Here is a 25,317-nt window from a genome sequence, read left to right as displayed (position 1 = left end):
ACTCAAGGCGGCGGTAAGCTATTGCGCATGTACTCGGAAAAGACAGAGCATATGACGCCCGCCCAGCAAGCTGCTCAGGATGAGCGGGCCGAGGCCGATAAGCGCGACGGGCACTTTGAAGCAACAGAGCACACCAATGTGCCGCTCAGCCCCTTTATGACGCGCCTCATCGCAGAGGAAATGCCGATTTTGGATTCCACCGCGCGCCGCCGGGTGTACGAGATTTTAGGCACCTACGAAGGGCCCATCATTGAGTCCCAAGCAGGGCTTCCGGCAGAAATCCGCGAGATCATGGATCTCTAAAGCACCGCATTCGGGGCAGTCTATGAGCCCACGATGTTTTTAATATCACGAACGTCACTCCAGCCACCGCACTATGAGCTAGGTAGGCTGGTACATCGATACAATCCGTCGAGCAAAGAGTAAGAGATGGAACTACATACCACCGAAAAGTCCCTGTATGGCTGGGGCCGCACTGCCCCTACGACCGCCCACGTACTGGCCACGGAAGACGTGGACGTTATCAAGAATGCAGTGGTACAGGTCGCGGACGATAACTCGGACAAACCCGCCCACCTGCGCCGCGGCGTCATCGCGCGCGGCATGGGTCGCTCCTACGGTGACCCCGCGCAAAATGGCGGCGGCGTGGTCATCGACATGCAAAAGCTGAACAAGATCCACTCCATTGACCCGGAGTCCGCGCTTGTTGATGTCGATGGTGGCGTCACCCTTGACCAACTCATGAAAGCCGCACTGCCCTATGGCCTGTGGGTGCCGGTCTTGCCGGGCACCCGCCAGGTCACCATCGGCGGTGCCATTGGCCCCGATATCCATGGCAAGAACCACCACTCCGCCGGGTCCTTTGGCAACCACGTGGTCTCTATGGAGCTCCTGGTTGCTGATGGCCGCGTGCTCCACCTCACCCCAGAAGGCAGCGACGATGATCCCAGCGGTGATCTCTTCTGGGCCACCATTGGCGGCATGGGCCTTACCGGTATCATCCTGCGTGCCACTATCCGCATGACCAAGACGGAGACCGCCTACTTCATCGCGGATACAGATCGCACCGATAACCTGGAAGAAACCATTGCCTTCCACTCAGACGGTTCAGAGCACAATTACACTTACTCCTCCGCCTGGTTCGATGTCATATCCCCAGAGCCAAAGCTGGGCCGCTCCACCATTTCCCGCGGCTCGCTGGCAACCTTGGCGCAGCTCGAGGAGTTGGCTCCCAAGCTGGCAAAGGATCCGCTGAAGTTCAACGCGCCGCAGTTGATGACCGTGCCGGATATTTTCCCGTCCTGGACGCTCAATAAGCTCAGCCTGTCTGCTGTGGGCTTGGCCTACTACACCATGGGCGCCCCGGCGAAGAACCAGGTAAAGAACTTGACGCAGTTTTACCAGCCGCTCGATCTGATCGGCGAGTGGAACCGCGGATACGGTTCTAAGGGCTTCTTGCAGTACCAGTTCGTCGTTCCCACTGAGGCTGTGGAGCCGTTCAAGGACATCATCCGCGATATCCAACGCTCCGGCCACTACTCTGCGCTGAACGTATTCAAACTTTTCGGCGAAGGAAACAGCGCGCCGCTGTCGTACCCGATGCCGGGCTGGAACGTTTGCGTGGACTTCCCCATCCGCTCCGGCTTGGGCGATCTTCTTGATGACCTAGACCGCCGCGTCATGGAGTTTGGCGGCCGCCTGTACTTGGCAAAGGAATCGCGCACCTCTGCGGAAAACTTCCACCAGATGTACCCGGGCCTGGAAGGCTGGCTCAAGACACGCAATGACATCGACCCCACCGGGGTCTTTGCCTCCGATATGTCCCGCCGCCTCGAGCTGCACTAAACACAGGACTTGTAAACACCCTCGTGAAGGAGATTTTTAACCATGCTTAATGCAGTAGGCCAAGCCCAGCACATCCTGCTTTTGGGCGGTACCTCCGAAATCGGCCTCGGCATCGTCACGGAATTCCTTGAGCGCGGTCCTGCCAAGGTCACCTTGGCTGCTCGCGCTCAGTCCCCGCACCTCGAGAAGGCGCAGGCTGACCTGGCGGCCCGTGGCGCGGAGGTGGAGGTCGTGGACTTTGATGCCACCGACTTTGACTCTCACCCGGCGGTCATCGATAAGGCCTGGGAACGCGGCGATGTCGATATCGCCATCGTGGCCTTTGGCACCCTAGGGGATCAAGAAGAGCTCTGGCAAAACCATGACAAGGCCGTGGCGTCTGCCCAAACCAATTACACCGCAGCCGTCTCCGTCGGTGTGCTGTTGGGCGAAAAGTTCAAGCACCAGGGACATGGCACCATCGTGGCGATGTCCTCGGTGGCCGGCATGCGCGTGCGCCGATCCAACTTTGTTTACGGCGCCTCCAAGGCCGGCGTGGATGGCTTCTACATCAACTTGGATGAAGCACTGCGCGGCTCCGGTGCCAAAGTACTCGTCGTTCGCCCAGGCCAGGTTCGCACCAAGATGTCAGCCGAGGCCGGCGATGCTCCGCTGACCGTCAACGTATCTGATGTAGCCAAAGCCACCGTGGGGGCGGTGCTGGATGGCAAGCAGTCCATCTACGTCCACCCGTTGTTCAAGTACGTCTCGCTGGCATTCAAGTTCATTCCGCAGCCCATCTTCCGCAAGCTGCCATTCTAGCCAGTTCCAGCTCACAGCGCGCGCAGGCGACGCAGGCCCTCAAAAGCCTGCGGCCCTGCGCGCTTTGTTAGTTATTAAGCCGGCTCACACCGCGCCTAATCCCAGAAGAGGGATTAAGGTATGCGACACTAAAGGGCATGACAAGCCCAGCTACGCCTTCCCACACAGCTCCAGTGAGCGAGCAAAAACGCACCACCGCTTATCACGCAGATGCGCTATCCCATCGCTCTGCCCTGCTGGGTATCCTTTTCGCTGCCCTCGGCGGCGGCATCATCACCCTCCTTGGCTGGTATGCCTTCAAGGCGGTATCCCTGCCGTCCTTTAATACTTCCATGGTCACCCGCGCGTTATCGACCGTCGGCGTCACCATCACCTTGGTTCTAGCGAGTGGATTTAGTGCATGGTGGATTTATGACCACTACAAGGAGACTTTCTCTAGGCCGCGGTGGCGCACGTGGGTTACGTATGCAGTGACTTACCTATCACCGGCCCTTTTAACCCTCGCATCCATCGGCCTGCCACTTTCGGCTTCCCGCCTCTGGCTCGATGGCGTGCAGGTGGACCAGGCATTCCGCACCCAGTTCCTTACCCGCTCGGTGGATCAAATGGGCTATGCGGACATGAATTTCCTGGACATGCCTACCTTCTACCCCTTGGGCTGGTTCTGGTTGGGCGGGCGCCTCGGCTCACTACTCGGGATACCAGGCTGGGAGGTCTACCAGCCCTGGGCGCTGATTTCCATTGGAGTAGCAGGCTGCATCCTCGTTCCCATCTGGCAACACCTCACTAAATCCTTACCCGTGGGAACTGCCATCGTACTTACCACCACCGCCGTCACGCTGACCATCGCAGCAGAAGAGCCGTACTCTGCCGTCATCGCCATGGGCATCCCGGCCATTGCGGTCTTGAGCGCTAGAGCTTTCCAAGGCTCGCATTTGTCCACTCTGGCCGTGGCGCTATACCTGGGTATCTCTGCCACTTTCTACACACTATTTACTGGTGCAGCCGCGCTTACCGTCGTGAGTCTGATCGCGGTGATTACCGCATTCTATGAGCGCACGTGGCGCCCCATCGTCCGACTTATCATCATCGCGGTTATCTCCATCGCCATCGCGCTGATCGCTTGGGCACCCTATCTCTGGAGCGTGCTGCACTCCACTGCCCCGCTGCAAACCACCGCGCAGCATTACCTGCCTGAGGAGGGCACACAGATTCCGGTGCCCTTCCTTTCCATGAGCATCGTGGGATTCCTCTGCCTTGCCGGCCTTATTTTTATCGTCACCCGGTTGCGGGATGCAGAGGTCCGCGCACTGGGGTTATCCATCATTGGCATTTATCTCTGGACTGTGCTGTCCATGGTGATGACCTTGGTAGGCACCACCCTGCTAAGCTTCCGCCTCGAGGTCATCGTGGTACTGCTCTTCGCCACGGCGGGCATCCTTGCCCTTGCAGAAGTCCGCACAGCCGGTATCCACCGCCTGTATCCTGCTAGTTTCTCCCCTGCAGCCAATAAGCGGATTACGGCCGTTTTGAGCATTTTTCTCGCTTTGACTGGTGTCTACTATGCCCAGCAGATTCCCGAAGCAAACGAGGATGCCATCGATCACGCCTATAGCGATACCGATGGTTATGGCGAGCGCGCGGATCGCTTTAGCAGCGATTCTGCCCATTATTATTTAGATATCCACAACTTCATCCAGGATCAGGGCTATAAGGCCAACGAAACGGTAGTACTCACAGATGAAAAGACCTTCATGGCCTACTATCCATATTGGGGTTTTAACGCGTTTACCAGCCACTATGCCAATCCCCTCGGGGAATTCAAACACCGCAATGACCAGATTGAAGCTTGGGCGGATGAATCGTGGGACTCTACTCCTGCGGAGTTCCAAAAATCCCTCGACTCCGCGCCATGGCGCGGACCGGATGCCCTCATCTTCCGCGGCGACCTCGACAATAAGGAAGATGGGTTCAAGGTGCACTTGGCTGAGGATATCTATCCTAACCAGCCGAATATTCGCTACCGCGCAGTCTTCTTCAATCCCGAGGTCTTTGCACAAGGCTGGGAGCTGGAACAGACGGGTCCATTCGTAACGGCGGTGCGAACCAAGTAAGTTAACCCTACTTCCCCGGAGTTATCGGGGCGTGCACACGGGAACTTAGGCCAAACTGACGTACACTAATCGCCGTGTCAGATAGCCTTAAAACGAAGTCGAAAAAAGCGCGCCCCTTCGGGCTTAGCATCGCCACAGCCCCTGCCGGATTGCGCTGGACCGCGATCATTGCCGGGTTACTTGGTTTCCTGTGTTTTATAGCTACCCCGCTATTGCCAGTAACCCAAACCCAGTCTTCCTTTGCTTGGCCGCAGAATGATTCGCTGCGATCCATCAATGCACCCCTGATCTCCGTGGCGCCGGAAAACCTGGAGGCCACCATCCCCATGTCAGCGGTCGATGAGCTCCGCGATGGTCAAACCCTGGTCTACAGCACCGTACCGCCCGAGTCTAAGAGAGCCTCAAACCGTGGGCTGTTTGTCCGCTCCGGTGATGCTGGGTTGTCTGTGGTCTCGCTCGATGAGGTCCTGCTCACCTTGAGCTCTAAAGAAGTAGCGCAGCTTTCCGATGACGCCCAGCTGCACATCTCCGCCACCGGTGACGGCACTACCGTTAGCATTGGCAAACACAAGAAAACCACCGAGGATGATCTGCGCCCGCAGGTCACCGGTGTATATACCGAGCTCAAAAGTGATGCCAATGTGCAAAGCTTGATCGATGACGGGTTAAATATCCATGTCGACATCAACTCGCGGTTTACTTCTTCTCCCTCGCTGATTAAATCCATCGCGATGTGGCTCGGCATCGCCATGGTGGTTGTCTCACTGTTGTGCCTGTGGCGCATTGACCGCCTTGATGGGCAAAAGCTGCGCTTCATGCCAGAAACATGGAAGAAGGTGCGTCCCCTCGATGGCGTAGTCGCCGCAATCTTGGGATTCTGGTACATTTTCGGCGCCAATACCTCAGACGATGGCTTCATCTTCTCTATGAGCCGCGTCTTCGATAACGCCACCTACATGACTAACTATTACCGCTGGTATGGCGTGCCCGAGGCGCCTTTCGGTTCGCCATATTATGACCTCGTCGCGCTGTTGTCCCAAGTCTCTACCGCGTCATTTTTCGTACGCCTGCCCGGACTGATATCGGGACTCATTATTTGGTTTATCCTCTCGCGAGAAATGCTGCCCCGCTTTGGAGACATCGTTGATGCCCGCCGCGTCAGCCACTGGACCGCCGCGCTGATGTTCTTGGCTTTCTGGCTTCCGTATAACAACGGCACACGCCCGGAGCCGATCGTGGCCTTAGGTGTGATGGTGACATGGGCATCCTTTGAGCGCGCCATTGCCACCCACCGGTTACTGCCGGCAGCCGTAGGCACCATCGCTGCCACGATTACGCTCGCCGCCGGCCCCACTGGCCTTTTTGCGGTCGGCGTATTCCTCGTCAGCCTGCCACACCTATTCCGTGCCCTGGCCACACGCGTGCCTAGCATGGGCGGCGGCGCTCGCGGTTGGCTTAGCCTGATTGCGCCATTTTTGGCCTCCGGCACTGCCATCATTGTTGCCGCCTTTGGGGATCAGACTCTAGCCAGCGTCGCCGAATCCACCCGGGTGCGCTCAGAGGTCGGCCCGTCATTACCGTGGTATTCCGAATACGCCCGGTATTCCACACTCTTCCAAGGATCCGTGGATGGCTCACTGACCCGCCGCTTCGCCGTACTCACCATGCTGTGTTGCTTGGTGCTCATCCTGGCTGCATTTATCAAGGATCGCCGCGTTAATGGTGCCGCAGTCGGCCCCACCCAGCGCCTGCTTATCATCGTGGCGCTGTCAATGTTCTTCCTCATGTTTACCCCAACCAAGTGGACGCACCACTTTGGTATCTATGCCGGTGTTGCAGGGGTGATCGCCGCGCTGGCTGCGGTGGTTCTATCGCGGTTTGCGTTGCGCTCCCCGCGCGCTCGCACCTTTAGCATCGCCGCGGTGCTTTTCTTGCTCGCCATCTCCTTCGCCGGCTGGAATGCCTGGTGGTATGTATCCTCCTTCGGCATCCCGTGGTGGGACCGCTCGGTGCAGTTCAAGGGCGTTGAGGCTAATTCGATCTTGCTCGCCATCTCCTTGATCGTCCTCGCGGTCGGCGTGGTGCAATCTTTACGCCACAGCCATCGCAAATTGCAGGCCCAAAAGGAGGGCATGGAAGAAGAATTCAAGCAAGAAGCCGCCGCGAAGGTATCGCGCTCGGCCGGCATTATGTCTGCACCCATCGCACTCGCCTGCGCCTTGGTGGTGGCTTTTTCGATGGCTTCTTTTGCCAAGTCCACCATCGCTCAGGCGGATTCCTATTCCGTAGGCAAGGGCAACCTGGCGTCCTTGCGAGGTGATATCTGCTCGATGGCCAATGAAACTCTGGTAGAAACCAATACCAATGACTCATTCCTCACCCCGGTGGATGGTGAGTTGGGCGATTCCTTAGTAGACAAGAAGGAAGCCAGCAACGGATTCGGGCCCAATAAAATCCCCAAGTACATCGAGCCTGAGGATCAGGATTCTGCTTCGGTGGGTGCTATTGGAGATAGCTCCCAAGATTCTGACTCCACCAACCAAGAGGAAGCCACCGCTGGTACGGATAAGGATTCGGGCGGGGATTCTTCTAACTCGCAAGAGTCTCGCCTCGCTGGAAAAAAGGCTTCAGAAAGCACCGGTACTTCTGAAGGTGGTGTCCGCGGCACGAAGGGCGTCAATGGCTCGACCATGCACCTGCCGTTCAACTTGGATTACACCACAGTGCCGGTCTTGGGCTCCTACACCGACAGTCAAGAATCGCTGTCTCAGGTAACCACAAAGTGGTATCACCTGCCGGAGGCCAAGGAAAATACGCCGCTTCTGACTGTTTCTGCCGCGGGCAAGATTTATCACCACGATGTCAATGATGTTGAACAAAAGGGCATGGAGCTCACCTTAGAGTACGGCACTATCGATGAGGATGGCACGATCACCAGAAAGGGTGAAGAAGAGCTTTCTGATGTCGGCGCCACCCCCAAATGGCGCAACCTTCGCCTGCCCATGGATAAATTACCGGAGGAAGCCAATGTCGTACGCTTAGTAGCCGAGGATGATTCCACCGATGTGGACGACTGGCTAGCTATTACCCCGCCGCGCGTACCGGAACTAGACAGCATCAATAACCAGTTCCCTCGGGAAACACCCGCACTTTTGGACTGGGCAGTGGCTCTGCAGTTCCCCTGCCAGCGCACCTTTGATCACTACGCCGGCGTAACCGAGATTCCGGAGTATCGCATCCTCCCGGACGCGGCAGCGCAAAGCTCCCTGACGGATTTCCAATCCTTCTCCGGCGGCGGCGCCATGTCCACTGCGGAAGCGGTGAACTACTCCTACGAAATCCCGAGCTACCTCAATAACGATTGGGCCCGCGACTGGGGTTCTATTGAAAAGTACGAATTGCGTACCGATTCAAAGGGCAATACCCCGGCCAAAGCAGAGATCGATTATGAGACCGTTACTCGTTCTGGACTGTGGAAGGAATCCGAGATGAAGATCCGGCCAGCGGGCCAGCAATAGCAAACACTCCCTGACTGTGCAGCCCAGCCGCAGCCGGTGTTATTGCGCCAGTTCACCGCGTAAAAATCCGGCTGCATCCTGTATCCGCTGGCGTGCAACGGCCGGAGTGGATACGCGGTGGGTTGAGACGTAATCGCGTTCTTTTGCCTGCGGGATGTAGACGCGATCGGCTATCTCATCTTCGGTCGCGGTCTGCACAAAGGTCTCCGGCAACTGCGTGGGTAGTTCATAGCCCACGCGGTAATCCTCCGGCAGATTGGCAAGCGCGCCGAAATCGGGGAAGGTGAGCAAGAGGCATCGGCAGGCGCGAGCGCCGCCAACGCGCCGCCGGAAGAATATCCCCACGTGGTCACGTGGGACGCGCCCTGCTTACGTGCATAATCAATGGCGCGGTTGACCGCAGCAACCATCTCTTTGACAGTATGCTCCGGCGCGAGCGGATAATCCACGTCAATAATCGTAGTCCCGGAAAGCTGCGCGGCGGCGGCAACCTCGGGCCGCCACTGCATGTCCAGCGCCTTGCCACCGCCGCGCCACCAGCCGCCGGAGTGCAGCGATACCGCCCATCGACCGGTGGGCTCGGAGGGGCAGAAAATCGCGCCGAACTCGGCAGACTCTACGGTGATGCCGTCTGTAAACGCCGTGCCGGGTAGCGCGTGATTAACACCGGTGCCCAATACCATCATGGCGGCGTGGGTGATACGGTCTGGCAGCAGTGCGCAATATTGGTCCGCCTCCGGCGAACCACCACCAGCCCAAGGCGGGCGAAAGTCCGGCATCTGATAATGGGCGTCGATATAAGAAACCAGCTGCTCCAGCTGTTCGTGCTCACTCATCTGGCGGTCTTGTCCGCCGATGCGCCATTCTTGGCCGGGCTCTAGCGGTCGGTGCGGATCCTTATCGTGTGCATCAGTCATAACCCCCGAGCCTACGCGTGCACATGAGACGTTCAAGGAGGCTCGGGGAACTGATTTACCAGATGGTAACCCGGTGCTCTGGGGCCAGGTACATCGCGGAGTCTTTGTCCACGTCGAAGGCCTCGTAGAACTCTGCAATATTCGCGGCGATGAGGTTGCAGCGAAACTCCGCAGGCGAGTGCGGGTCAATGGCCAAGTACTGAGTCGCCATCTCCGGGCGAATGGCGGTGCGCCAGACTCGGGCCCAGGACAAGAAGAAGCGCTGCAGGCCATTATAGGTGTGCTCGGCTAATTCCGGCTCGGCACCGTCGACCACAAATTTCTCTTCTTGGCCCAGCAGATCAATACCCTTATCGGCGCAGTAATTCTTAAACGCCACAACGGAAATGCCCAATCCACCCAGGTCACCAATGTTCTCACCCAAGGTGAATTTACCGTTGACGCCAGCAGATTCGATACCAGCGTCCTTGAGAACCGTGGGGATCTGGCCATCGAATTGCTCGACTAACTTCGCCGTAAGGGCCTCAAAGTCCGCGCGGTCCTCATCGGACCACCAAGATTTCAGGTTGCCCTGCCCATCGAATTGCGAGCCCTGGTCGTCGAATCCATGGCCAATTTCGTGCCCAATGACAGAGCCAATGGCGCCGAAGTTCTCCGCTGCATCCGCATCTGGATTATAGAACGGAGGGCGCAGGATGGCAGCCGGAAAGGTGATGTCATTGACCACTGGGTTATAGAACGCGTTGACGGTCTGCGGCGTGGTGACCCACTCATCGCGGTTGGTGGGCTTGCCAATTTTTTCCAGCTCATAGTCGTGGGAAAAAGCGGCCCCCGCGCGGGCATTCGCAATCAAATCCGCGCCCCGTTCAGATATTTCCAACCCGGAGTAATCACGCCAGGTATCCGGCATACCAATCTTGGCCTTGAATTGGGAGAGCTTTTCTAGGGCACGCTCGCGGGTCTGCGGGGTCATCCACTCCAGCTGGGAAATGCGCTCGCGGTAGGCGGCGATAAGGTAGTCCACCAGCTCATCCATGTCGCGCTTGGAGGACTCTGGGAAGTGCGCGTCTACGAATTCCTTGCCAATTTCCTCCCCTACAAGGCTTTCTGCTAGCCCCACCGCCCGCTTCCAGCGGTCACGCTGCTGAGTGGCGCCAGAAAGCCGGGTGCCGTAGAACTCAAAGTTCTTGGCGCCTACTTCCTCCGGCAAGAGGGCCGCGCGGGCGCGCAGGATGTGCCAGGTGGCCCACAGCTGCCAATCGGCCATGCGGTCGGCGGTAAAAAGCTTTTCTAGGTGCTCAAGGTAGGACGGCATCATATTGACCACGCGGTGCTCCGGAAGCTTCCCGCCGGCGAACAATGCTTGGGCAATGGAAGGCAACTCAGAAAATTCGCACGGGTTATTAGTCTTTACCGCATCGCGGGTAGAGACCACGTCCCAATGTCCTGCTGCTAGCTCTTTTTCCAGGCCCACGATGCGTTGGGCGGCAACCTCGGTACCAAGGCCAAAAAGTCGGCTAGGCTCAATAAAACCCAGCATCTCGGCAACATGCTTCTCGTAGGCGACCAGCGTTTCCGCGTGCGCTTCTTCGCGATAGTAAGCCTCATCCGGCAGACCCAACCCAGATTGCACGATATAGGCAACGGCCTCTTCCGATCCAGAGTCTTTTTCTACCCAGAACGTCGCCGGTGCCCCCACGCCCTCACGCTCGAGCTCGCCCAAGCGGTACGCCAATTCCGTGGGATCGCCAGCGCTCAAGCGGTCAAGGTCCGCATCCAATGGGGCCATGCCAGCATCGTTAACACCGGCGGTATCCATGAAGGATGCATACAGCTTGCCGGGGCGGCCCTCGTTATCTTTGACTATGGCATGAACCAGCTCTTCTGCTTCATCACGCAGAGCATGGAAGGTGCCATCCACGCCGCGATCCTCTGGAACAACGTGATTTTCTACCCAAGGTCCGTTAACTAATTGATAAAGATCTTTCATGGTTGCCACTGTAGGCCAAAGGTTCCGGTTAAGGTATGAGCTATGGAAAAATTCCGCTTTCCACCAGCCCGGCAGCGCGGCCTCTTTATTGGCGCGACTGCCTGCGTGACGGTGGTCCTCGCCTTGCCTGCAATCGTCCACGCGATGTTACCACCGCACCACGCCGATATGGAGCAGGTAACCCTGTCCGATCCCATCCACAAATGGGATATTACGGTCTCCGATCTGTACTGTGAGCGCGATCATGCTTCGCTGGCCAGCGCTGGCTGGACCTGCGGTGACGCCAGCGTGCAGGCGGTCATCGTGGAAGATACCGACGACGATGAGCACACCCTGCGCCGCATGGTCCGGGCCTACGGCAGGGCTCCCGGTCTTCCGGAAAGCGAGGTCCATGAAGGAAAAGACGGTTCCCTCGCGCTTGCCGATACCCCCTCCTCCACCGCTGCAATCTCCATAAACGGCACCGGCGCGAATGAAAATAAGGACTGGGTGATCACTATTACCGGGGATTCTGCGGCTACGCGCACGACCACGGAACGCCTCTGGAAAGCCTTTGGACAGGGAGAGCTACCAGACGAAGTTGCTACTGATATCGCGGATTTTTCTGGAAAGGCCCTGGTTTAAATGTCTAAACTTTTTCACACCGCGTTGTGGATTTTCTCCGGTCTCGGCCTGATCGGTTTTCTCTACCAAACGTTCATGACGCTGCTTATCTCACCGCTGATAGGCCTTATCAGCTTTCTCATCGCGGCGATCATTGTCGCGATAGTCATTGCGCTAATGCGCCGTAGCCCCATGTGGGCACGCCCGGCGCGGGTGTGGGTACCGCTAGCCTTGTTATGGGGCTCCGGCGTGGCCATGAGCTTATCGTCTATAAGTGCCCCACCGGTCATGGAGCTCGCCATTAATTCTGGGTGGGTCAATTCCTTCATGGCATGGGCCGGCGCCTACCCCGAAGAGATTTCCAAGGCCATAGGCGTTTTATTTATCCTGCTGTCCTTCCGCCAACTCAACCGCCCCTGGCATGGGTGGATGGTCGGCGCCGTCATCGGTCTAGGCTTTGAGGCCAACGAAAACATCCTCTATGGCTCCATGGGCGCTACCACCCACCCGGAAAGCGATTTTACGGGGCTCGTCCAGATGTGGGGCATTCGCCTAATCGGTGGTCCTGGCCTACACATTTTGCTCACGGCGCTAGCCGGTTGGGGCATCGGCTGGGCCCTCTACGCAGCGGCCAAGCCGCTCTGGTGGCGCATCAGCGTGGCACTCGGCTGCCTCGCGGCATCCTTCCTCCTGCACTTTGGCTGGAACTATCTGTACGATTCCGCTATCATCGGCGTCATCCAGTCCCTCGTCGTGGCACTCATCCTGTACCCGTTAAGCATTTGGCTCATTCGGCGTTGCAATAAATACGCGAGGAGCGACGAAAGCTATAGTCACAGCACCGCCGCGGACGCGCTGGTTTTCACCCGCCAGCACCCAGCGTGCGTGTTCTCCTTGTAGTTTTGTCCAAAGCAATCGCATTCCAGAGACTAGTTGCTACGTATATGACAAATAATGACTTGCAGCATACCCTGAACCAGGTCATTAGCATCCGTGGTAGAAGTGACTAGCTCATCAGTAAGCTTCGCTTCAATCGCATCACTTTACGGCTTTATCAACTTAGATCTCGTCGTGCCACACTAGGTCATTCTGGTCCATCTCCTTATGCAGGTGAAAACCTACATGTTGCGCGGGGGTATCTAGTAACAATGTGGTGACTATCGGTTAACGCAATGGTGAGTATCGAGTAACGCTTTGGGAGAAGATTCTTCTAACCGCGTGGCAAAAGGACACGCGGCATCATCAGAGGAGTCCGATCGTGACTGATTACCGGACCTTGATGGACCTAGTCTTACAAGGCTGGTCCGTCCGCCAAATCTGCTCGACTGTGCGATGCTCACACACCACAGTCCAAAAAGCCCGCCACACAATGGCGGAACACCAGATCACAACCCATGCACAAATCGCCAGTATTACTCAAGTCCATCCCGGATGCTGTCATTGCCGAGTGATACTGAATCGGCTTGTCGTTGGCGCTGAGATCATCACGCTGGAAGGGCCGAACATGCGCCTAGAAGCCAATACGGAGTAACTGCTCACGGTCGACGCCTGGGTGTTACTCGATACTCACCCGAGCGTTACTAGTTGCTCACTACAGCGTTACTAAATCCGTGGTCCTAACACCTACACACAAACCATTAGACACTCTCTAGGTGAGCGGGCTTTAAGAAGTGTATCCAAATACAGAACCATGAAGGTTGGTCTACATCCAAAAAGTCGAGGCGGCATGAGAAACTGACTTGGAAACAGGTATAGCCGATAAAGATTACTAACCGCTACGTTGCCTCCCTTAGCTCTTGCGAAGGAAGGCAACGTTCTTCTTTGTCACTGTCAGAATAGATGGCTCTCACCGTCGCGCGGCTTCCCTTCTATCACTCGGGCAATCCTTCTAAGAGATTCACGCCCTCTAGCAGTGACCAGCGATGCGACGATAAGAGCGATAAAGAACCCTTGAAAATAAGCCTCCCAAGTTTTTGGTTGCGTATCCCAAAAAAGAGGGTGAAGACCATACAAGCAGGTCATAGCTAGGATAACCAAGAAGAACATGAGCGTCTGGTTCTACTCCCACCCCATGGCGGCAGATACGCCTCCGCCTACGCAAGAAAGCGCGAGACCCCACCCGACCCTCTTAGCGAGAAACTTAACAAAAGCAAGTTTTCCGACGCGACGCTCGAGAATGTCGAGAATTTCATCGTAACCAACAACACCAGCTACACACCCAACTACTGCTTGAGCGGCGTTCCGCATGACTGAATCGCCCGAATCGTACGTTTGGATTTGCTTTTGCGCTTTACTTGAAACCGCATGATCAGGGAAACTTACAGGCTTTCCGTTCTTGTCAAAACCCTTCATCTTAAGGTCAGAATCAAGCTTAATTGAATCTACTTCTTTAGGTAGGCTAGGTAGCCCCTCTTCTCGGCGAAGGTGATTGATTATTGAGACGTCCTTTGCACTAACTTTGAACTTTCCACTTTGCTCAATAGGAGCATGTTGCACGGGTTCCGCGTTAGCCAAAGATACTCCGGAGAATGAAATCATTACCGCAAGACTGGCGACTGCGACTTTCTTAGATAAAGTTTTTTTCATTGAGCACCTTCCATGTGTTTCAACAAAAATACTTCCCAACGAAAGCTTTTCCGTTATCGGATATAGTTATCATCGTAAGTTGGGTACCATAGAGGAGCAATGTGACCCTCAGAAATTTTTAAGCTCCGCATCGCAGCTACATCTCTAGGAAAAACCGCCCAGGCGGTACCCACCACAATCTTGACACATATCAAATACCTTCGCCACTAATGTTTCCGAGTACTCATTGGAACACCCCTGTGGGGATGTGAGGGTGTGAGAAACATGCAGTTAAGAGCTTGTTCCAAGGTGGCTTTGGTACAGGAGGGTACGGATGCCTTGAACCGGAAGCTGGTCATTACGCTCCTCGCAGCGGTAGCGGAGTTCGAACGAGAAACGATTAGACAGCGTCAGGCAGAAGGAATCGCGCCATCTCGACGCAGGGGGGATGTACAGCACATCGAGGATCAGTCGGGAGCAGTGGGAATCAGCTCAGCGAGATATGGAAGCCGGTGTACCTAAGACTGTGATTGCTAAGAGGCTGGGAGTTGGTCGACCCTCGCTGTATAGGCTGCTCAACGAAGGTCCGCCGGAGTTCTGGCTGCCACATAGGTTATAAACAATATGCCCGGCAAAATTCCTCCGCTGTGTGGATAAACGCGGTTGCGGGGCACGCCTGAATAATTTGAAGCGCACCGGGCGGATAAATATGTGGGTTAAGACACACGAGGGTAGTAATTGTCGTTATACTCCCTACAAGGCGCTATTGCCACTTATCCTCCATTTTAAGGACTGAGGACCTACATGAATGCCCCGCCCCACGAGTCTCGCACGGATGACAGCACGGAAAGTGCTGAGGGGGCAGCTCCGAAATGTTCCGCCGAGGAAACCAACCGACAAAAGGCAGTGGGCTCCACCCTATCTTGGGTCATTGCACTTTTTGGCACCAGTGTGGGAGCCGGCATCCTTTTCTTGCCGCTCAACGCCGGCGCCTTCGGATTTTGGCCACTCGTCTTTGCCACCGTCTTCATTTTCCCGCTGGTATATTTTTCCCACCGGACCTACGCCCGCATAGTCAGCGGCGCGCCACCAGAACAGCACGGCAAGGACGTCCTGGAGTTGGTGCGCTACTACCTTGGCCGCAATAGCGGTCTTTTCATTGCCATCATGTATTGGCTGGCTATCGTGCCAACGGTGCTCATTTACGGCATCAGCATCACCAATGTGGTCGATAGTTTCATCGTCAACCAGCTCGGCGGTCCAAGCATCAATCGGTGGATATTATCCATTGCCTGCGTGGGCGTCATGACGGGCCTTTTTGCCATCGGCCGCCGCCCCATGCTGTGGCTGGCGCAAATGCTGGTCTACCCGCTCATCGTCGCCCTGGCGGCTACCTCTATTTATTTGATCCCCAAGTGGGATTTCGAAAGCTTCCGAAACGTTGAATACGACGGCGGCCTGCTGGGAATCCTCAAGGGCATTGTGCTCATCCTGCCGGTGCTGGTCTTTTCCTTCTCCCACATGGCCGCATTGTCACAGTTCTCCGTCGACGTGCAACCAGCCTACGGCAAGAAAACAGAGAAATTCGTTTCCCGTGTAGAGCTCTATACCGCCGCGATACTCGTGGTATTTACCATGTTCTTCGTCTGGTCCTGCGTTCTCGCGCTCGGCGCGGACGGGATGAATGAGGCGATCGACCAAAATATCCCGGTCCTGTCTTATTTCGCCAACTCCACCGGCACACCGTTCATAGGTTATATGGCACCGCTCATTACCGTATGTGCGATCATTTCTTCGTATTTTGGACACATGCTCGGCTCCGAGGAAGGCACCGAGTATCTCCTGCGCATTGCCGTGCCTCGCCTGGCCAATAAGCTCTCGCGCCGCGCGCTCCTCAACATCATTTATGTCATCGTATTCATAGCAACGACCCTGGTGGCAGTGTTCAACCCTTCCATCATGGATATGATTTCGGTGGTCGGCGGCATCTTCGTGGCATTCTTGGTCTATTTGCTGCCGGTCTACATGTTCAAAAAAGTCAACGATTATTCCCGGTTCAAAAACGATATCTGGAATTACTTCGTCTTTGGCATGGGCCTTGTCATTATGGCCGTGACCGTCTGGAACTTAATCTAAGGGCCATTTACTCGGCGCTTATTGGCACACCCGCATCTGGCTTAGCTGCGCTAGTGCTTGATTAGCGTTCGCGCACGCTTGGCGCTCAAGGTCGGCCGTGGTGCGGGTGGCATCGCGAAGCGCCTGCTGCACAGGTCCCTGCAGGTTGAGGTGATGTTCAATGCGCGCGCCGATGGCCTCACTGGACCCGCCGAAACGGACATTGCCGCTGCCGTGCGTGACATCCGCAGTATGAGTCTGCGCATCACCGTACGTATTGGCGGCTACGGTAAACCCATGCCCAGTAGATACGGAGGCGTGAATGGTGCGGTCATCGGACCATCCGAATTTGGTGCCCCACACTCCGGGAATGTGGGAGGTACCGAAATCCTGGCGGTACCCATCCGCAGCCACCGGAGCGGCAGTGGCCATCCCCGCGAAAATGGGCGCTGCGATGGGATCGTGCTGGATCTCGGCAATAAACCGTGCGACATCTTCGGTTGAGGTCTTCGTGGTTCCCCAGTAGCCGGTGTAGTGAGTCTCGCTCAGCCCGAATTCCCGGATGATGCTGGAAATGGCCTGCGGGTAACGTCGGTCCAGGTCGCTGGCCACTTTATCGTCGCTGTAGCGAATCATATGTTCCACTTGGGCCTTATCGGCGGCAGAACCATACTTGAGCACCCAATATCCCAGGTAGAGCTTGCTCAAGGACAGCGCCGGGCGGGACTCGTGGCTGTTGGCAGTAGAGACGGTAGCGCCGGAGTCGTGCCTAACGGTGATTTGCGTACGATCAGGCACGGATTGGGGATCAAGGCTGACCGCTTGAGCAGCGGGAATGGTCACGAAGGAAAGTGCGGTAAGGAGAGAACTAATTGCTAATTTTTTCATAATGCATTTAGTGTAGCGGGAGAGGTGCCGCACCGCAGGCTATAACTGTAAAAAGTTTCCCTACTGCTCCATCATGAAACGCCTCTCCCCGCGCTTATTCCCTGGTGGGGTTGAGCACGTCATCGGATTCGGTGGGCTCATCCTCGGGCGCGTCTTCGACCTCAGTCAGGGTGATGGTCGCGCCGGTGGAGTCCGCGAGCAGGCACATGCGCCCGAAGGGGGAGTCCCACGGCTCGCGGATGATTTCACCGCCGAACTCCACCGCTTTCTTGGCAGCTTCATCGATATCGCACACCCCTAGGTAGGTCTGCCAAAAGCTCGGCACCTGGGGTGGGAACTGGCCTTCGGCATTCCACAGGCCGGCAAACGGCGCACCGTCTTCTTCCGCGGTGGCGTAAATGAAATTCTCATCCTCAGACTCCATGGCGCGAATCTCCCAATTAAATAGCTCGCCATAAAAGTCCATGACCTGCTGGAATCGCGTCGTGGCGGTCAACTCGTACCACACTGGGGTGCCAGGTTCGCCACCAGCGACGAAGTGCCCCGGGCCGGAGGGCTGGATGAGGCCGAACATGCCACCGGCGGCATCGGCAAGCAGTGCCATGTGCCCCAGCTGCACGGGTTGGGGCGCGGCGAGGATGCGCCCGCCGAGGTTCTCCGTGCGCTGGCAATCGCCGTCGATGTCCTTGGAGAGGAAATAGGTCACCCAAGTATCCGGCATGGGCGCCTCGTCCGGTTGCGGGATGAGCCCAGCAATAGGCAGACCCTGCAGGCGCGCCATCTGGTAGGGGTTTTCCTCTTGGGACTCGGCCGAGATTTCCCAGCCCAAGACCTGCTCATAAAAGTGGGCGGACTTGCGCGGATCCGAGGTGGCCAGGTCAATCCAGTAGGGCATGCCCACTTCAGCTTCAAATGCTGGCATCTACATATTCCTCCACTTTTCCGGATCAAAGTTATCGTCTGCGGTGGCTTCATCAAAATAGTCATCATCATCGTCGGGCTCGCCCACGCGCGCGCAGGCATCCTCGATGCACACCTCATCGCCTGGGCGGAGCATGGCGCCCCGGCGCGTTTCGGGATCGCCGTTGACCGTAACCACACCTTCTACAATGAGCTCCTTGGCCTCGCCGCCGGTAGCCACCAAGCTGGCCAGCTTGATGAACTGGCCCAATTTGATGGAGTCGCCGTTGATAGGAATGTCTAGCATGCCGCCCAGCTTACCCAGCCCGCACGCTGCGCTCGCTACGAGTGGGCACTATGGAAAAAGTCCGGCACCGTATCGGTGGTCCACTCCGCTTTCACCAAACCGGAATGGTCCGTGGCCCCGCCATTCCACGTATGCGTGCTGCCGCGGATGGTGTACTGCTCAGTGCGCGCATCACATACCCGCCAGGTGAAGTGCTCCACCGCTTCTTCCGGCGCCTCTTTGGAAACGGATTGCACCCCTTCTCCCTCGCGATTCCGCGTAGCGATTGCTTCACCGAGCGGTAGTGCGCACCGTGCTGGTGCTCGCCACCGTATTTCATGAGCACGTCCTCCGTGCTGTGAATATCGAGGTAAACAGTGGGTTCGCTGGCGCAGTCTTCTTCCACGCGGTCATACTTGACCGCCGAACCCGTAGCCACCGCATCAAATAGTCCCGGCCGCTTGCAGGTCACCGCGTGGGCGAATCCGCCACCATTGGAAAAGCCCACGCCATAGGTGGTATCAGAGGCAGGATAGTGGCGGCGAACGTAATCAATCGTGTCATCCACGTATTTGAGGTCATCTTCCAAGCTAGTCACCGCATGTGGTGCCGGCGTCCATCTCATAGCCGTGCATCGCCACGACCACGAGCAAGCGGCGGCGCTTATCCGCATTAACCGGCACGTGCACCACAAAACTGCGATGATTTTGCAGGTTAATAATCTGGCAATGGCCGTTAGCCGTTGTGCCTCGGTCCGGCAGCGTAGTGATGTAACCATCGTCCGCGCCTTGCGATTCATTTGGCACGCTGCCCGGCTGCGGCAGTTCTTCCTCGCAACCTCCCATCAGTCCAGCCACCGCGCATAATCCGGTGCACAAGGCCAGCGTTTTCTTGCCTACCTTAATCATGGACGCGCAGCTTCACCGCCGTGCCGGTGACCGTGACCATCAATATGTCATTCGAGGTACCCATGGGTGAATAATCAAAGGCGATGCCCACCACGCCATCGGCACCGAGTTCTTGTCCGCGCCACCACAGCCCATCCAGCGCCGCCTCGCGCGCTTTGATGGCCTCGCTCTCGTATCCGGTGGAACGCCCGCCGGTGATATTGCGGAGGGATGCCCCGAAATCTTTCAGCATATTAATACCGATGACGGTTTCCCCAGCGATAATGCGGATATAGTCCGTGATCTCGTAGCCATCAACGGTATTAGTAGTGGTAAAAATCAGGGCTCCAGATTACATGGCTATAAACCCATGCATTCCCTCAATTAGGATGACCACGCCCAGCAGCAAGAAGACCACGCCGCTGACAATATTCACCGAGGCGGAATTCTTAGCCATCCACTTCGAGACCGCACGGGTGCTCAAAGCCACGCCTACAAAGAGCACGAGGCTTTCCAAAGACCAGGCGAAGGACACATAGAGGCCAGTGTTGAGACCACTTTCACCAGGCTCACCTACATCGGCTTAGCCCATCTTCACCTTCACCGCAGCGAGATGGAGATCATGGTGTTCGGGCAGCTGCTGGATCTGGTGGACTGTTGGCTGATCGACACCGGACGCGCTCAATCTAAGCGGCACTAGTTTATCGACGACATCATCCCAGCAGGAATCTAACTCACGCCATGTCGACACACCCCCGTGACTGATTCCGCATTACAATTGCCGTCAACCTTGAGGGGTGAGACCTTGTTCTGAAGCGCGTCCATTCTTCCCCAACAGTGCGACGCTGGGGCCCTGCTCAATATGGAACAAACACGTGATCCACATTGAGCAGGGCCCCACACTCTCAAGTAAGAAATTATTTCTGACTATCTTCTTTTCGGCTTAGACCGATAAAATCTGGGAGCATCAAGAATACAGTGCCAATCAAGGCTACCCACCAATAATCCCAGCTCTGTGAAATCTTCGTCGACAACATCAGCAGAACGAAGAAAATCAGAACAACATCCCGCACTAAACGTAGCCTGTTCATCACAAGAAACACCCCGCTGCCGCATCTCCGACCCGAACCCATCCGGAGGCATCAGACCTATACCAAGCCCATCCAGCTCCAACAGAGCATAGCACGAGTGCGCCAGGTCCGACTTTTTTTGCGACGACTTTTCCCTTTCCTGCAACCCATTTGGTACCTGACCAAGATTTACCACTAAGCCACTTTGCTTTCGGGCCAAGCCAGTTAGCAGCCGATTTCGCTTTGCCGACGACCCAAGATCCTTCACTCTTGAACCACCCCTTCACGTTATCCCACCATGAAGGATCAGCAGTAATCGGATAGGCAAAATCCCCTGACTTGTGTTCGACAACTTGGGTTAAGACGTTGCCTTGGACTTCGAAATGTGTAGGAACTTCCACCCCATTCGCATCTCGAGCCCATGGTGCGTCTACACCTCCAACAAGCTCAGGCTCTCCTTCAATATAAGCAAAGAGAAATGCAACACCGGTCTCAGCATCTAGAACAATTGCGTCAACACCTGGGAAAGAATAAGAATATTCCTCAACGGTGCCCACCTCGTCGCTGCCATCTGCCACTACTACAGGCTCGGACACCCCGTGTGGGGGTAAGAACGTGTTCGGCCACAAGCATTTCTCTGCCACCGAATGCCCGGCCTCGCTGGCAGGAAGCCAGCATGCGGCCTACATGGCACGCGCCCAGTACTGGTACGACCGCATGAGCGGCACCAAGCCCGCCCCCACAGCACCGGCAAAGCCCACACCGCCCGCACCCAAGCCCTCCGTCAACATCGACGCTCTCGCTGATGCAGTCATCCGAGGCGAGTACGGCAACGGGGACGAGCGCAAGCGCCGACTGGGAAGCAACTACGCTGCCGTGCAGGAGCGCGTTAACGAGAAACCCGGCATCGGCTAACCCGCGCGAGAACACTCTCTGGCCCCGTCATCACCTTCATCGAGGTGGTGGCGGGGCCCTTTGTGCGTTAGCGGAGCTGGTGTTTACCGCAGGTCTTCGAACGGGTCGATGATGGACTGCACTCCACAGTTCGGGCAGTTGAACGCGATTCGGATTGCTTCGCCTTCGTCTGGAACAAACGGGTCAGGGACACAATCTGAGCCGCATTCTGAACAGGTTCGGTACGATTTGTCGTCGAGAAACACCGGGAGTTCACCGTCGTCGTCAGTCCTCTTCACCCGCCCTTGCTCTGTCGCGGTTCAAACGTCGATCGCTTCGCATTGCGAATTGAGCAAAGAATAGCTGCCTAGACCCAATAGAGGCGCAAACCCCAGCCACAGGCGCGAACGCGGCAGCGAGCTTTGTTTCTGTTGTCCGGTTTCGTCTGGCGTGACCGGCGTATGGGCGACCACCTTTCGCCTCGTTGCCAGGAGGGCCTGCTCATGGCTCTGAATCAGACTGATCGCCATCAGATCCAGGTGATGCGCGCTGCGGGGGTTGCCTACTCTCGTATTGCTGCGCACCTGGGTCTAAACGCCAACAGTGTCAAGACCTATTGTCTGCGACACGGCATCACCGTCGATCCTGCAGTTGAGCAGGTCACGGACCCAGTTGGAGTGTGGTGTTTGCACTGCTGCAAGCCAATCAAGCTCCGGCAAGGATCAAAGTTCTGTTCCACTGCCTGTCGACGAGCCTGGTGGGCCGCCCACCGCAGGGTGGTCACCGAAGAATTGGTGTGCGCGAACTGCCACCAACAGGTCACTGTTGCTCGCACTGGCCAGGTGAAACGCAAGTACTGCTGCCACCCGTGCTACGTCCAGCACCGCTTCAATTCCCGTGGCGGTAAACGATGAACATGGCAGCCGAGCTGAAGGCTCATCACCAGCTTACGCAGGTCAAGCAGCTTCTCGAACGCGGCATCCTCACCCCACGCGAAGCCATCACCGAGTGCCAGCGCCTCGACGCCCCAGATGCGCCGCTGGCAGCCCTACAAACAGCCAGTTTCGTTGACTATCTCGAGGGTTTGAGTGATGTATGGATACAACCTGAAACCCTGTCTGAATAGGAGAAATACCTTGAAGAGAATGGAGCAAATCACCCCGCCACCGATCAGCGCTTCTCCACTTGTGAAAGTGGCAGTGTATGCCCGCATCAGCATGGAAACCGAACGCACACCGCTGAGTTTGTCCACCCAAGTTTCCTACTACCAGCAACTCATTCACGACACTCCTGGCTGGACTTTCGCCGGAGTGTTCGCCGATTCTGGAATCTCTGGAACCACCACGCATCGACCCCAGTTCCAAGAAATGCTGGCCCTTGCCCGTGAAGAGGCAATCGACCTGATTCTCACCAAGTCGCTCTCGCGCTTCGCTCGTAACACCGTCGACCTGCTCAAAACCGTTCGCGCGTTGAAAGACCTCGGGGTGGAGGTGCGATTCGAAAAGGAGAACATCTCCTCAACCAGCGCTGACGGTGAACTCATGCTCACCCTGCTGGCGTCTTTCGCGCAGGCAGAATCGGAACAAATCAGCCAAAACGTGAAGTGGCGCATTTGGAGAAGCTTCGAAGAAGGCAAAGCGAACGGCTTCCACTTGTACGGTTACACCGACTCCGCTGACGGCACCGACGTGCAGATCATCGAAGAAACAGCCGTGGTGCGCTGGATCTTCGCCCAGTACATGACGAAGATCTCGTGCGAAAAGATGGCCGCGCAGCTCATCGCTGACGGCAGGGTTCCACACCTGGCTGACAACAAGTTGCCCGGCGAATGGGTCCGTCACATCCTGAAGAACCCGCACTACACCGGCGACCTCCTGTTGGGACGATGGTCTACTCCGGAGGGTAGGCCCGGACGAACAGTGCGCAATACCGGCCAGTTGCCGCAATACCTGGTGGAAGACGCCATCCCCGCCATCATCGACCGCGACACCTTCACCGCTGTACAAACCGAGATTGCACGCCGACGTGAACTCGGGGCCTGGGCGAACTGGTCCATAGAAACTGTGGCGTTGACGTCGAAGATCAAATGCGTGTCCTGCGACTGCTCGTTTGTGCGCAGCGTACGCAATCCGAAAACCCAAACCTCGATCTCCACCGAGCACTGGATCTGCACCGAACGGAAGAAAGGCCGGAAAACCGGATGCGGCACCTGCGAGATCTCTGACACGGCACTGGAATCCTTCATCGCTCAAGTCCTGGGTATCGATGCCTTCGACGAGGATGTGTTCAACGAGCGTATCGACCACATCGACGTGCAAGGAAAAGACCATTACACGTTTCATTACACTGATGGCACCAGCAGCTCGCACACGTGGCGACCAAGCCTGAAGAAGAGCTCGTGGACCCCAGCAAGAAAAGCCGCCTGGGGTGAACTCGTGCGTGCCCGCTGGGCCGAAGCCAAAAGGCTGGGGCTAGACAACCCACGGCAAGCACCAACACCACCAGAAGCATTGGCGAAGTACCGGGCCGTGGCTAAGGCAGAGGCTGAGCGCCTGCGCGCCGAGCAAGGCGAACGCTAGATGGCCCGCACCGTCACAGCAATTCCCGCCACCCGAGCGCTCCACACGGGTGCGCCACTTGGTCAAACAACCCTGCGCAGGGTCGCCGGGTACGCCCGCGTGTCCACCGACCACGACGATCAGGTCACGTCCTACGAAGCCCAAGTCGAATACTACACCCGCTACATCAGCGACCACGCAGGCTGGCAGTTCGTCAAGGTCTATACCGACGAAGGCATCACCGGCACCTCAACCAAACACCGCGCCGGATTCCAGCAGATGGTAACCGACGCAGTCGACGGCAAGATCGGCCTGATCATCACCAAGAGCGTGTCCCGTTTCGCCCGCAACACCGTTGACTCGCTCACCACCGTTCGAGCCCTCAAAGACTAAGGCGTGGAGGTCTTCTTCGAAAAAGAAGGCATCTGGACCTTTGACACAAAGGGTGAACTCCTCATCACCATCATGAGCTCCCTGGCGCAAGAAGAAGCCCGCTCCATCTCCGAAAACGTCACCTGGGGACACCGCAAACGCTTCGCCGACGGCAAAGTTACCGTCCCATACTCTCGGTTCCTCGGATACGACAAAGGCGAAGACGGCAGCCTCGTCATCAACCCCGAGCAAGCCAAAACCGTGCGCCGGATCTACAACATGTACTTAGGTGGCATGTCCATCGGTACGATCGCCCGCATCCTCACCGACGAACCAGAAACCTTCACCGCCACAGGCAACAAGAACTGGTATTACCAATCCATACGAGCGATTCTCACCAACGAGAAATACAAGGGTGACGCCCTCCTGCAGAAGTCGTACATCGCTGACTACCTGACGAAGCGTCAAGTCATCAACCAAGGCGAAGTACCCCAGTACTACGTCACCGCCAGCCATGAGGCGATCATCAGCCCCGCAGTGTGGGACTTCGTCCAAGCCGAAATAGCTAAAGGCGCTAGAGAGCAGCGAACCCAGCACCGCACCCGCCCCTTCTCATCGACCTACGAGTGCAGCCAGTGTGGGCACTTCTTCGGCTCGAAAACCTGGCACGCGGGCAGTAAGTACGAAAAGGTCATCTGGCGGTGCGGCCACAAATATGCAGGCCAGGAAAAATGCGATACCGGGCACATCAGCGATCAACGACTCAAGGACATGTTCCTTAAGGCCATTCGCCTTCGATTCGGGTCACCGACCGACACCGGTGTCAACCAAGCCGTTCTCGACGCCCTCGACACGAGCGACCTGGAGTGAGGTTACCCTCGTTTAGTGGACACCCTATTAGTACGGATCTTGTGTCCGTAGGAGAGGATGTTCATTGTGAGTTCGTCAAGGAAGAAGTACACCCCGGAGTACCGGCGTGAAGCCGCGAATCTGG

Annotated in this window: 26 protein-coding genes and 2 pseudogenes; 16 read left to right on the top strand and 12 right to left on the bottom strand. The window is 56.8% G+C overall.

The window, feature by feature from the left end; all coding sequences use genetic code 11:
- Positions 1-27 precede the first annotated feature (27 nt).
- The 5 genes from D9V82_RS04340 to D9V82_RS04320 all read left to right on the top strand — a co-directional run bounded on the left by D9V82_RS04340 (position 28) and on the right by D9V82_RS04320 (position 8,278).
- Positions 28-303 carry a hypothetical protein gene (locus D9V82_RS04340; protein ID WP_121911168.1) on the top strand — a complete coding sequence of 92 codons (276 nt, stop codon included), beginning with the start codon at positions 28-30 and terminating at the stop codon, positions 301-303.
- Between the two features lie 126 nt (positions 304-429).
- Positions 430-1,845, top strand: coding sequence for a decaprenylphosphoryl-beta-D-ribose oxidase (gene dprE1 / locus D9V82_RS04335; protein WP_121911167.1), 1,416 nt, complete (start codon positions 430-432; stop codon positions 1,843-1,845).
- Between the two features lie 42 nt (positions 1,846-1,887).
- Positions 1,888-2,646, top strand: coding sequence for a decaprenylphospho-beta-D-erythro-pentofuranosid-2-ulose 2-reductase (gene dprE2, locus D9V82_RS04330; RefSeq protein ID WP_121911166.1), 759 nt, complete (start codon positions 1,888-1,890; stop codon positions 2,644-2,646).
- 137 nt (positions 2,647-2,783) lie between these two features.
- Positions 2,784-4,760, top strand: coding sequence for a galactan 5-O-arabinofuranosyltransferase (locus D9V82_RS04325; protein ID WP_121911165.1), 1,977 nt, complete (start codon positions 2,784-2,786; stop codon positions 4,758-4,760).
- A 74-nt stretch (positions 4,761-4,834) separates the two neighbouring features.
- A complete protein-coding gene (locus D9V82_RS04320; RefSeq protein ID WP_121911164.1) occupies positions 4,835-8,278 on the top strand; it encodes an arabinosyltransferase domain-containing protein in 3,444 nt (1,147 codons plus the stop codon).
- 39 nt (positions 8,279-8,317) lie between these two features.
- Here the strand turns inward: D9V82_RS04320 and D9V82_RS04315 are convergent.
- Together D9V82_RS04315 and D9V82_RS04310 are read right to left on the bottom strand one after the other, a co-directional pair.
- Positions 8,318-9,195: pseudogene (locus tag D9V82_RS04315) on the bottom strand (alpha/beta hydrolase).
- Positions 9,196-9,250: 55 nt separating this feature from the next.
- Positions 9,251-11,185: a M13 family metallopeptidase gene (locus D9V82_RS04310; protein ID WP_121911163.1), complete on the bottom strand. Its 1,935-nt coding sequence runs from the start codon at positions 11,183-11,185 to the stop codon at positions 9,251-9,253.
- 42 nt (positions 11,186-11,227) lie between these two features.
- Between D9V82_RS04310 and D9V82_RS04305 the strand changes: the two genes are divergently transcribed.
- From D9V82_RS04305 to D9V82_RS13090, 3 genes are all read left to right on the top strand, one after another.
- The gene (locus D9V82_RS04305) at positions 11,228-11,809 is read left to right on the top strand and encodes a hypothetical protein (protein WP_121911162.1); all 582 of its coding nucleotides are present in this window, start codon (positions 11,228-11,230) and stop codon (positions 11,807-11,809) included.
- Positions 11,810-12,688 (top strand): PrsW family intramembrane metalloprotease, encoded by an 879-nt coding sequence (locus D9V82_RS04300; protein ID WP_121911161.1) that lies wholly within the window; start codon positions 11,810-11,812, stop codon positions 12,686-12,688.
- Between the two features lie 379 nt (positions 12,689-13,067).
- Positions 13,068-13,319, top strand: coding sequence for a helix-turn-helix domain-containing protein (locus D9V82_RS13090; RefSeq protein WP_375231836.1), 252 nt, complete (start codon positions 13,068-13,070; stop codon positions 13,317-13,319).
- Between the two features lie 527 nt (positions 13,320-13,846).
- Here D9V82_RS13090 and D9V82_RS04285 read toward each other — a convergent pair.
- Positions 13,847-14,374: a hypothetical protein gene (locus D9V82_RS04285; RefSeq protein ID WP_121911159.1), complete on the bottom strand. Its 528-nt coding sequence runs from the start codon at positions 14,372-14,374 to the stop codon at positions 13,847-13,849.
- 264 nt (positions 14,375-14,638) lie between these two features.
- Here D9V82_RS04285 and D9V82_RS13085 point away from each other — a divergent pair, with 264 nt between their 5' ends.
- The 3 genes from D9V82_RS13085 to D9V82_RS04270 all read left to right on the top strand — a co-directional run bounded on the left by D9V82_RS13085 (position 14,639) and on the right by D9V82_RS04270 (position 16,489).
- The gene (locus tag D9V82_RS13085; RefSeq protein ID WP_121911158.1) at positions 14,639-14,875 is read left to right on the top strand and encodes a recombinase family protein; all 237 of its coding nucleotides are present in this window, start codon (positions 14,639-14,641) and stop codon (positions 14,873-14,875) included.
- Entirely contained in the window at positions 14,802-14,972 is a 171-nt protein-coding gene (locus D9V82_RS13080; RefSeq protein WP_121911157.1) for a helix-turn-helix domain-containing protein, read from the top strand. The genes D9V82_RS13085 and D9V82_RS13080 overlap by 74 nt, the downstream gene beginning before the upstream one ends.
- Before the next feature lie 185 nt (positions 14,973-15,157).
- Positions 15,158-16,489, top strand: coding sequence for an SLC5/6 family protein (locus tag D9V82_RS04270; protein ID WP_121911156.1), 1,332 nt, complete (start codon positions 15,158-15,160; stop codon positions 16,487-16,489).
- Positions 16,490-16,507: 18 nt separating this feature from the next.
- On the opposite strand, the gene D9V82_RS04265 is transcribed toward D9V82_RS04270, so the two are convergent.
- The 9 genes from D9V82_RS04265 to D9V82_RS04235 all read right to left on the bottom strand — a co-directional run bounded on the left by D9V82_RS04265 (position 16,508) and on the right by D9V82_RS04235 (position 21,077).
- The gene (locus D9V82_RS04265) at positions 16,508-17,356 is read right to left on the bottom strand and encodes a hypothetical protein (protein WP_121911327.1); all 849 of its coding nucleotides are present in this window, start codon (positions 17,354-17,356) and stop codon (positions 16,508-16,510) included.
- Positions 17,357-17,450: 94 nt separating this feature from the next.
- Positions 17,451-18,278 (bottom strand): VOC family protein, encoded by an 828-nt coding sequence (locus tag D9V82_RS04260; protein WP_121911155.1) that lies wholly within the window; start codon positions 18,276-18,278, stop codon positions 17,451-17,453.
- Entirely contained in the window at positions 18,279-18,563 is a 285-nt protein-coding gene (locus D9V82_RS04255) for an RNA-binding S4 domain-containing protein (RefSeq protein WP_121911154.1), read from the bottom strand.
- A gap of 91 nt (positions 18,564-18,654) precedes the next feature.
- Positions 18,655-19,140: an alpha/beta hydrolase family protein gene (locus tag D9V82_RS12610; RefSeq protein WP_234458148.1), complete on the bottom strand. Its 486-nt coding sequence runs from the start codon at positions 19,138-19,140 to the stop codon at positions 18,655-18,657.
- On the bottom strand, positions 19,133-19,450 hold the full coding sequence (locus D9V82_RS12605) for a hypothetical protein (protein ID WP_239088619.1): 318 nt from the start codon (positions 19,448-19,450) through the stop codon (positions 19,133-19,135). The genes D9V82_RS12610 and D9V82_RS12605 overlap by 8 nt, the downstream gene beginning before the upstream one ends.
- Positions 19,443-19,772 carry a YbjQ family protein gene (locus tag D9V82_RS04245; RefSeq protein WP_121911153.1) on the bottom strand — a complete coding sequence of 110 codons (330 nt, stop codon included), beginning with the start codon at positions 19,770-19,772 and terminating at the stop codon, positions 19,443-19,445. The genes D9V82_RS12605 and D9V82_RS04245 overlap by 8 nt, the downstream gene beginning before the upstream one ends.
- 9 nt (positions 19,773-19,781) lie before the next feature.
- Positions 19,782-19,934, bottom strand: a complete 153-nt coding sequence (locus D9V82_RS04240; RefSeq protein WP_234464927.1) for a hypothetical protein — start codon at positions 19,932-19,934, stop codon at positions 19,782-19,784.
- Between the two features lie 78 nt (positions 19,935-20,012).
- Positions 20,013-20,180: a hypothetical protein gene (locus D9V82_RS12170; protein WP_167449726.1), complete on the bottom strand. Its 168-nt coding sequence runs from the start codon at positions 20,178-20,180 to the stop codon at positions 20,013-20,015.
- A 339-nt stretch (positions 20,181-20,519) separates the two neighbouring features.
- Positions 20,520-21,077 carry a hypothetical protein gene (locus tag D9V82_RS04235; protein WP_200448764.1) on the bottom strand — a complete coding sequence of 186 codons (558 nt, stop codon included), beginning with the start codon at positions 21,075-21,077 and terminating at the stop codon, positions 20,520-20,522.
- 109 nt (positions 21,078-21,186) lie between these two features.
- On the opposite strand from D9V82_RS04235, the gene D9V82_RS13075 reads away from it, so the two are divergent.
- From D9V82_RS13075 to D9V82_RS12975, 5 genes and pseudogenes are all read left to right on the top strand, one after another.
- Positions 21,187-21,414 carry a hypothetical protein gene (locus D9V82_RS13075; RefSeq protein WP_234458146.1) on the top strand — a complete coding sequence of 76 codons (228 nt, stop codon included), beginning with the start codon at positions 21,187-21,189 and terminating at the stop codon, positions 21,412-21,414.
- 895 nt (positions 21,415-22,309) lie between these two features.
- Positions 22,310-22,519 (top strand): dihydroorotase, encoded by a 210-nt coding sequence (locus D9V82_RS04225; protein ID WP_234457480.1) that lies wholly within the window; start codon positions 22,310-22,312, stop codon positions 22,517-22,519.
- A 19-nt stretch (positions 22,520-22,538) separates the two neighbouring features.
- Positions 22,539-23,972, top strand: a complete 1,434-nt coding sequence (locus D9V82_RS04220) for a recombinase family protein (RefSeq protein WP_121911151.1) — start codon at positions 22,539-22,541, stop codon at positions 23,970-23,972.
- A pseudogene (locus tag D9V82_RS12980) lies at positions 23,973-24,881 on the top strand (recombinase family protein); the annotation flags it as partial.
- Complete coding sequence (locus tag D9V82_RS12975; RefSeq protein ID WP_338079643.1) at positions 24,861-25,193, top strand: recombinase zinc ribbon domain-containing protein; 333 nt, start codon at positions 24,861-24,863, stop codon at positions 25,191-25,193. The pseudogene D9V82_RS12980 and the gene D9V82_RS12975, both read left to right, overlap by 21 nt.
- Positions 25,194-25,317 lie beyond the last annotated feature (124 nt).

The organism is Corynebacterium macginleyi, assembly GCF_003688935.1.
Taxonomy (GTDB): Bacteria; Actinomycetota; Actinomycetes; order Mycobacteriales; family Mycobacteriaceae; genus Corynebacterium; species Corynebacterium macginleyi.
Note: the sequence above shows the minus strand (reverse complement) of the source record. Positions and strands in the feature narration are given on the sequence as shown.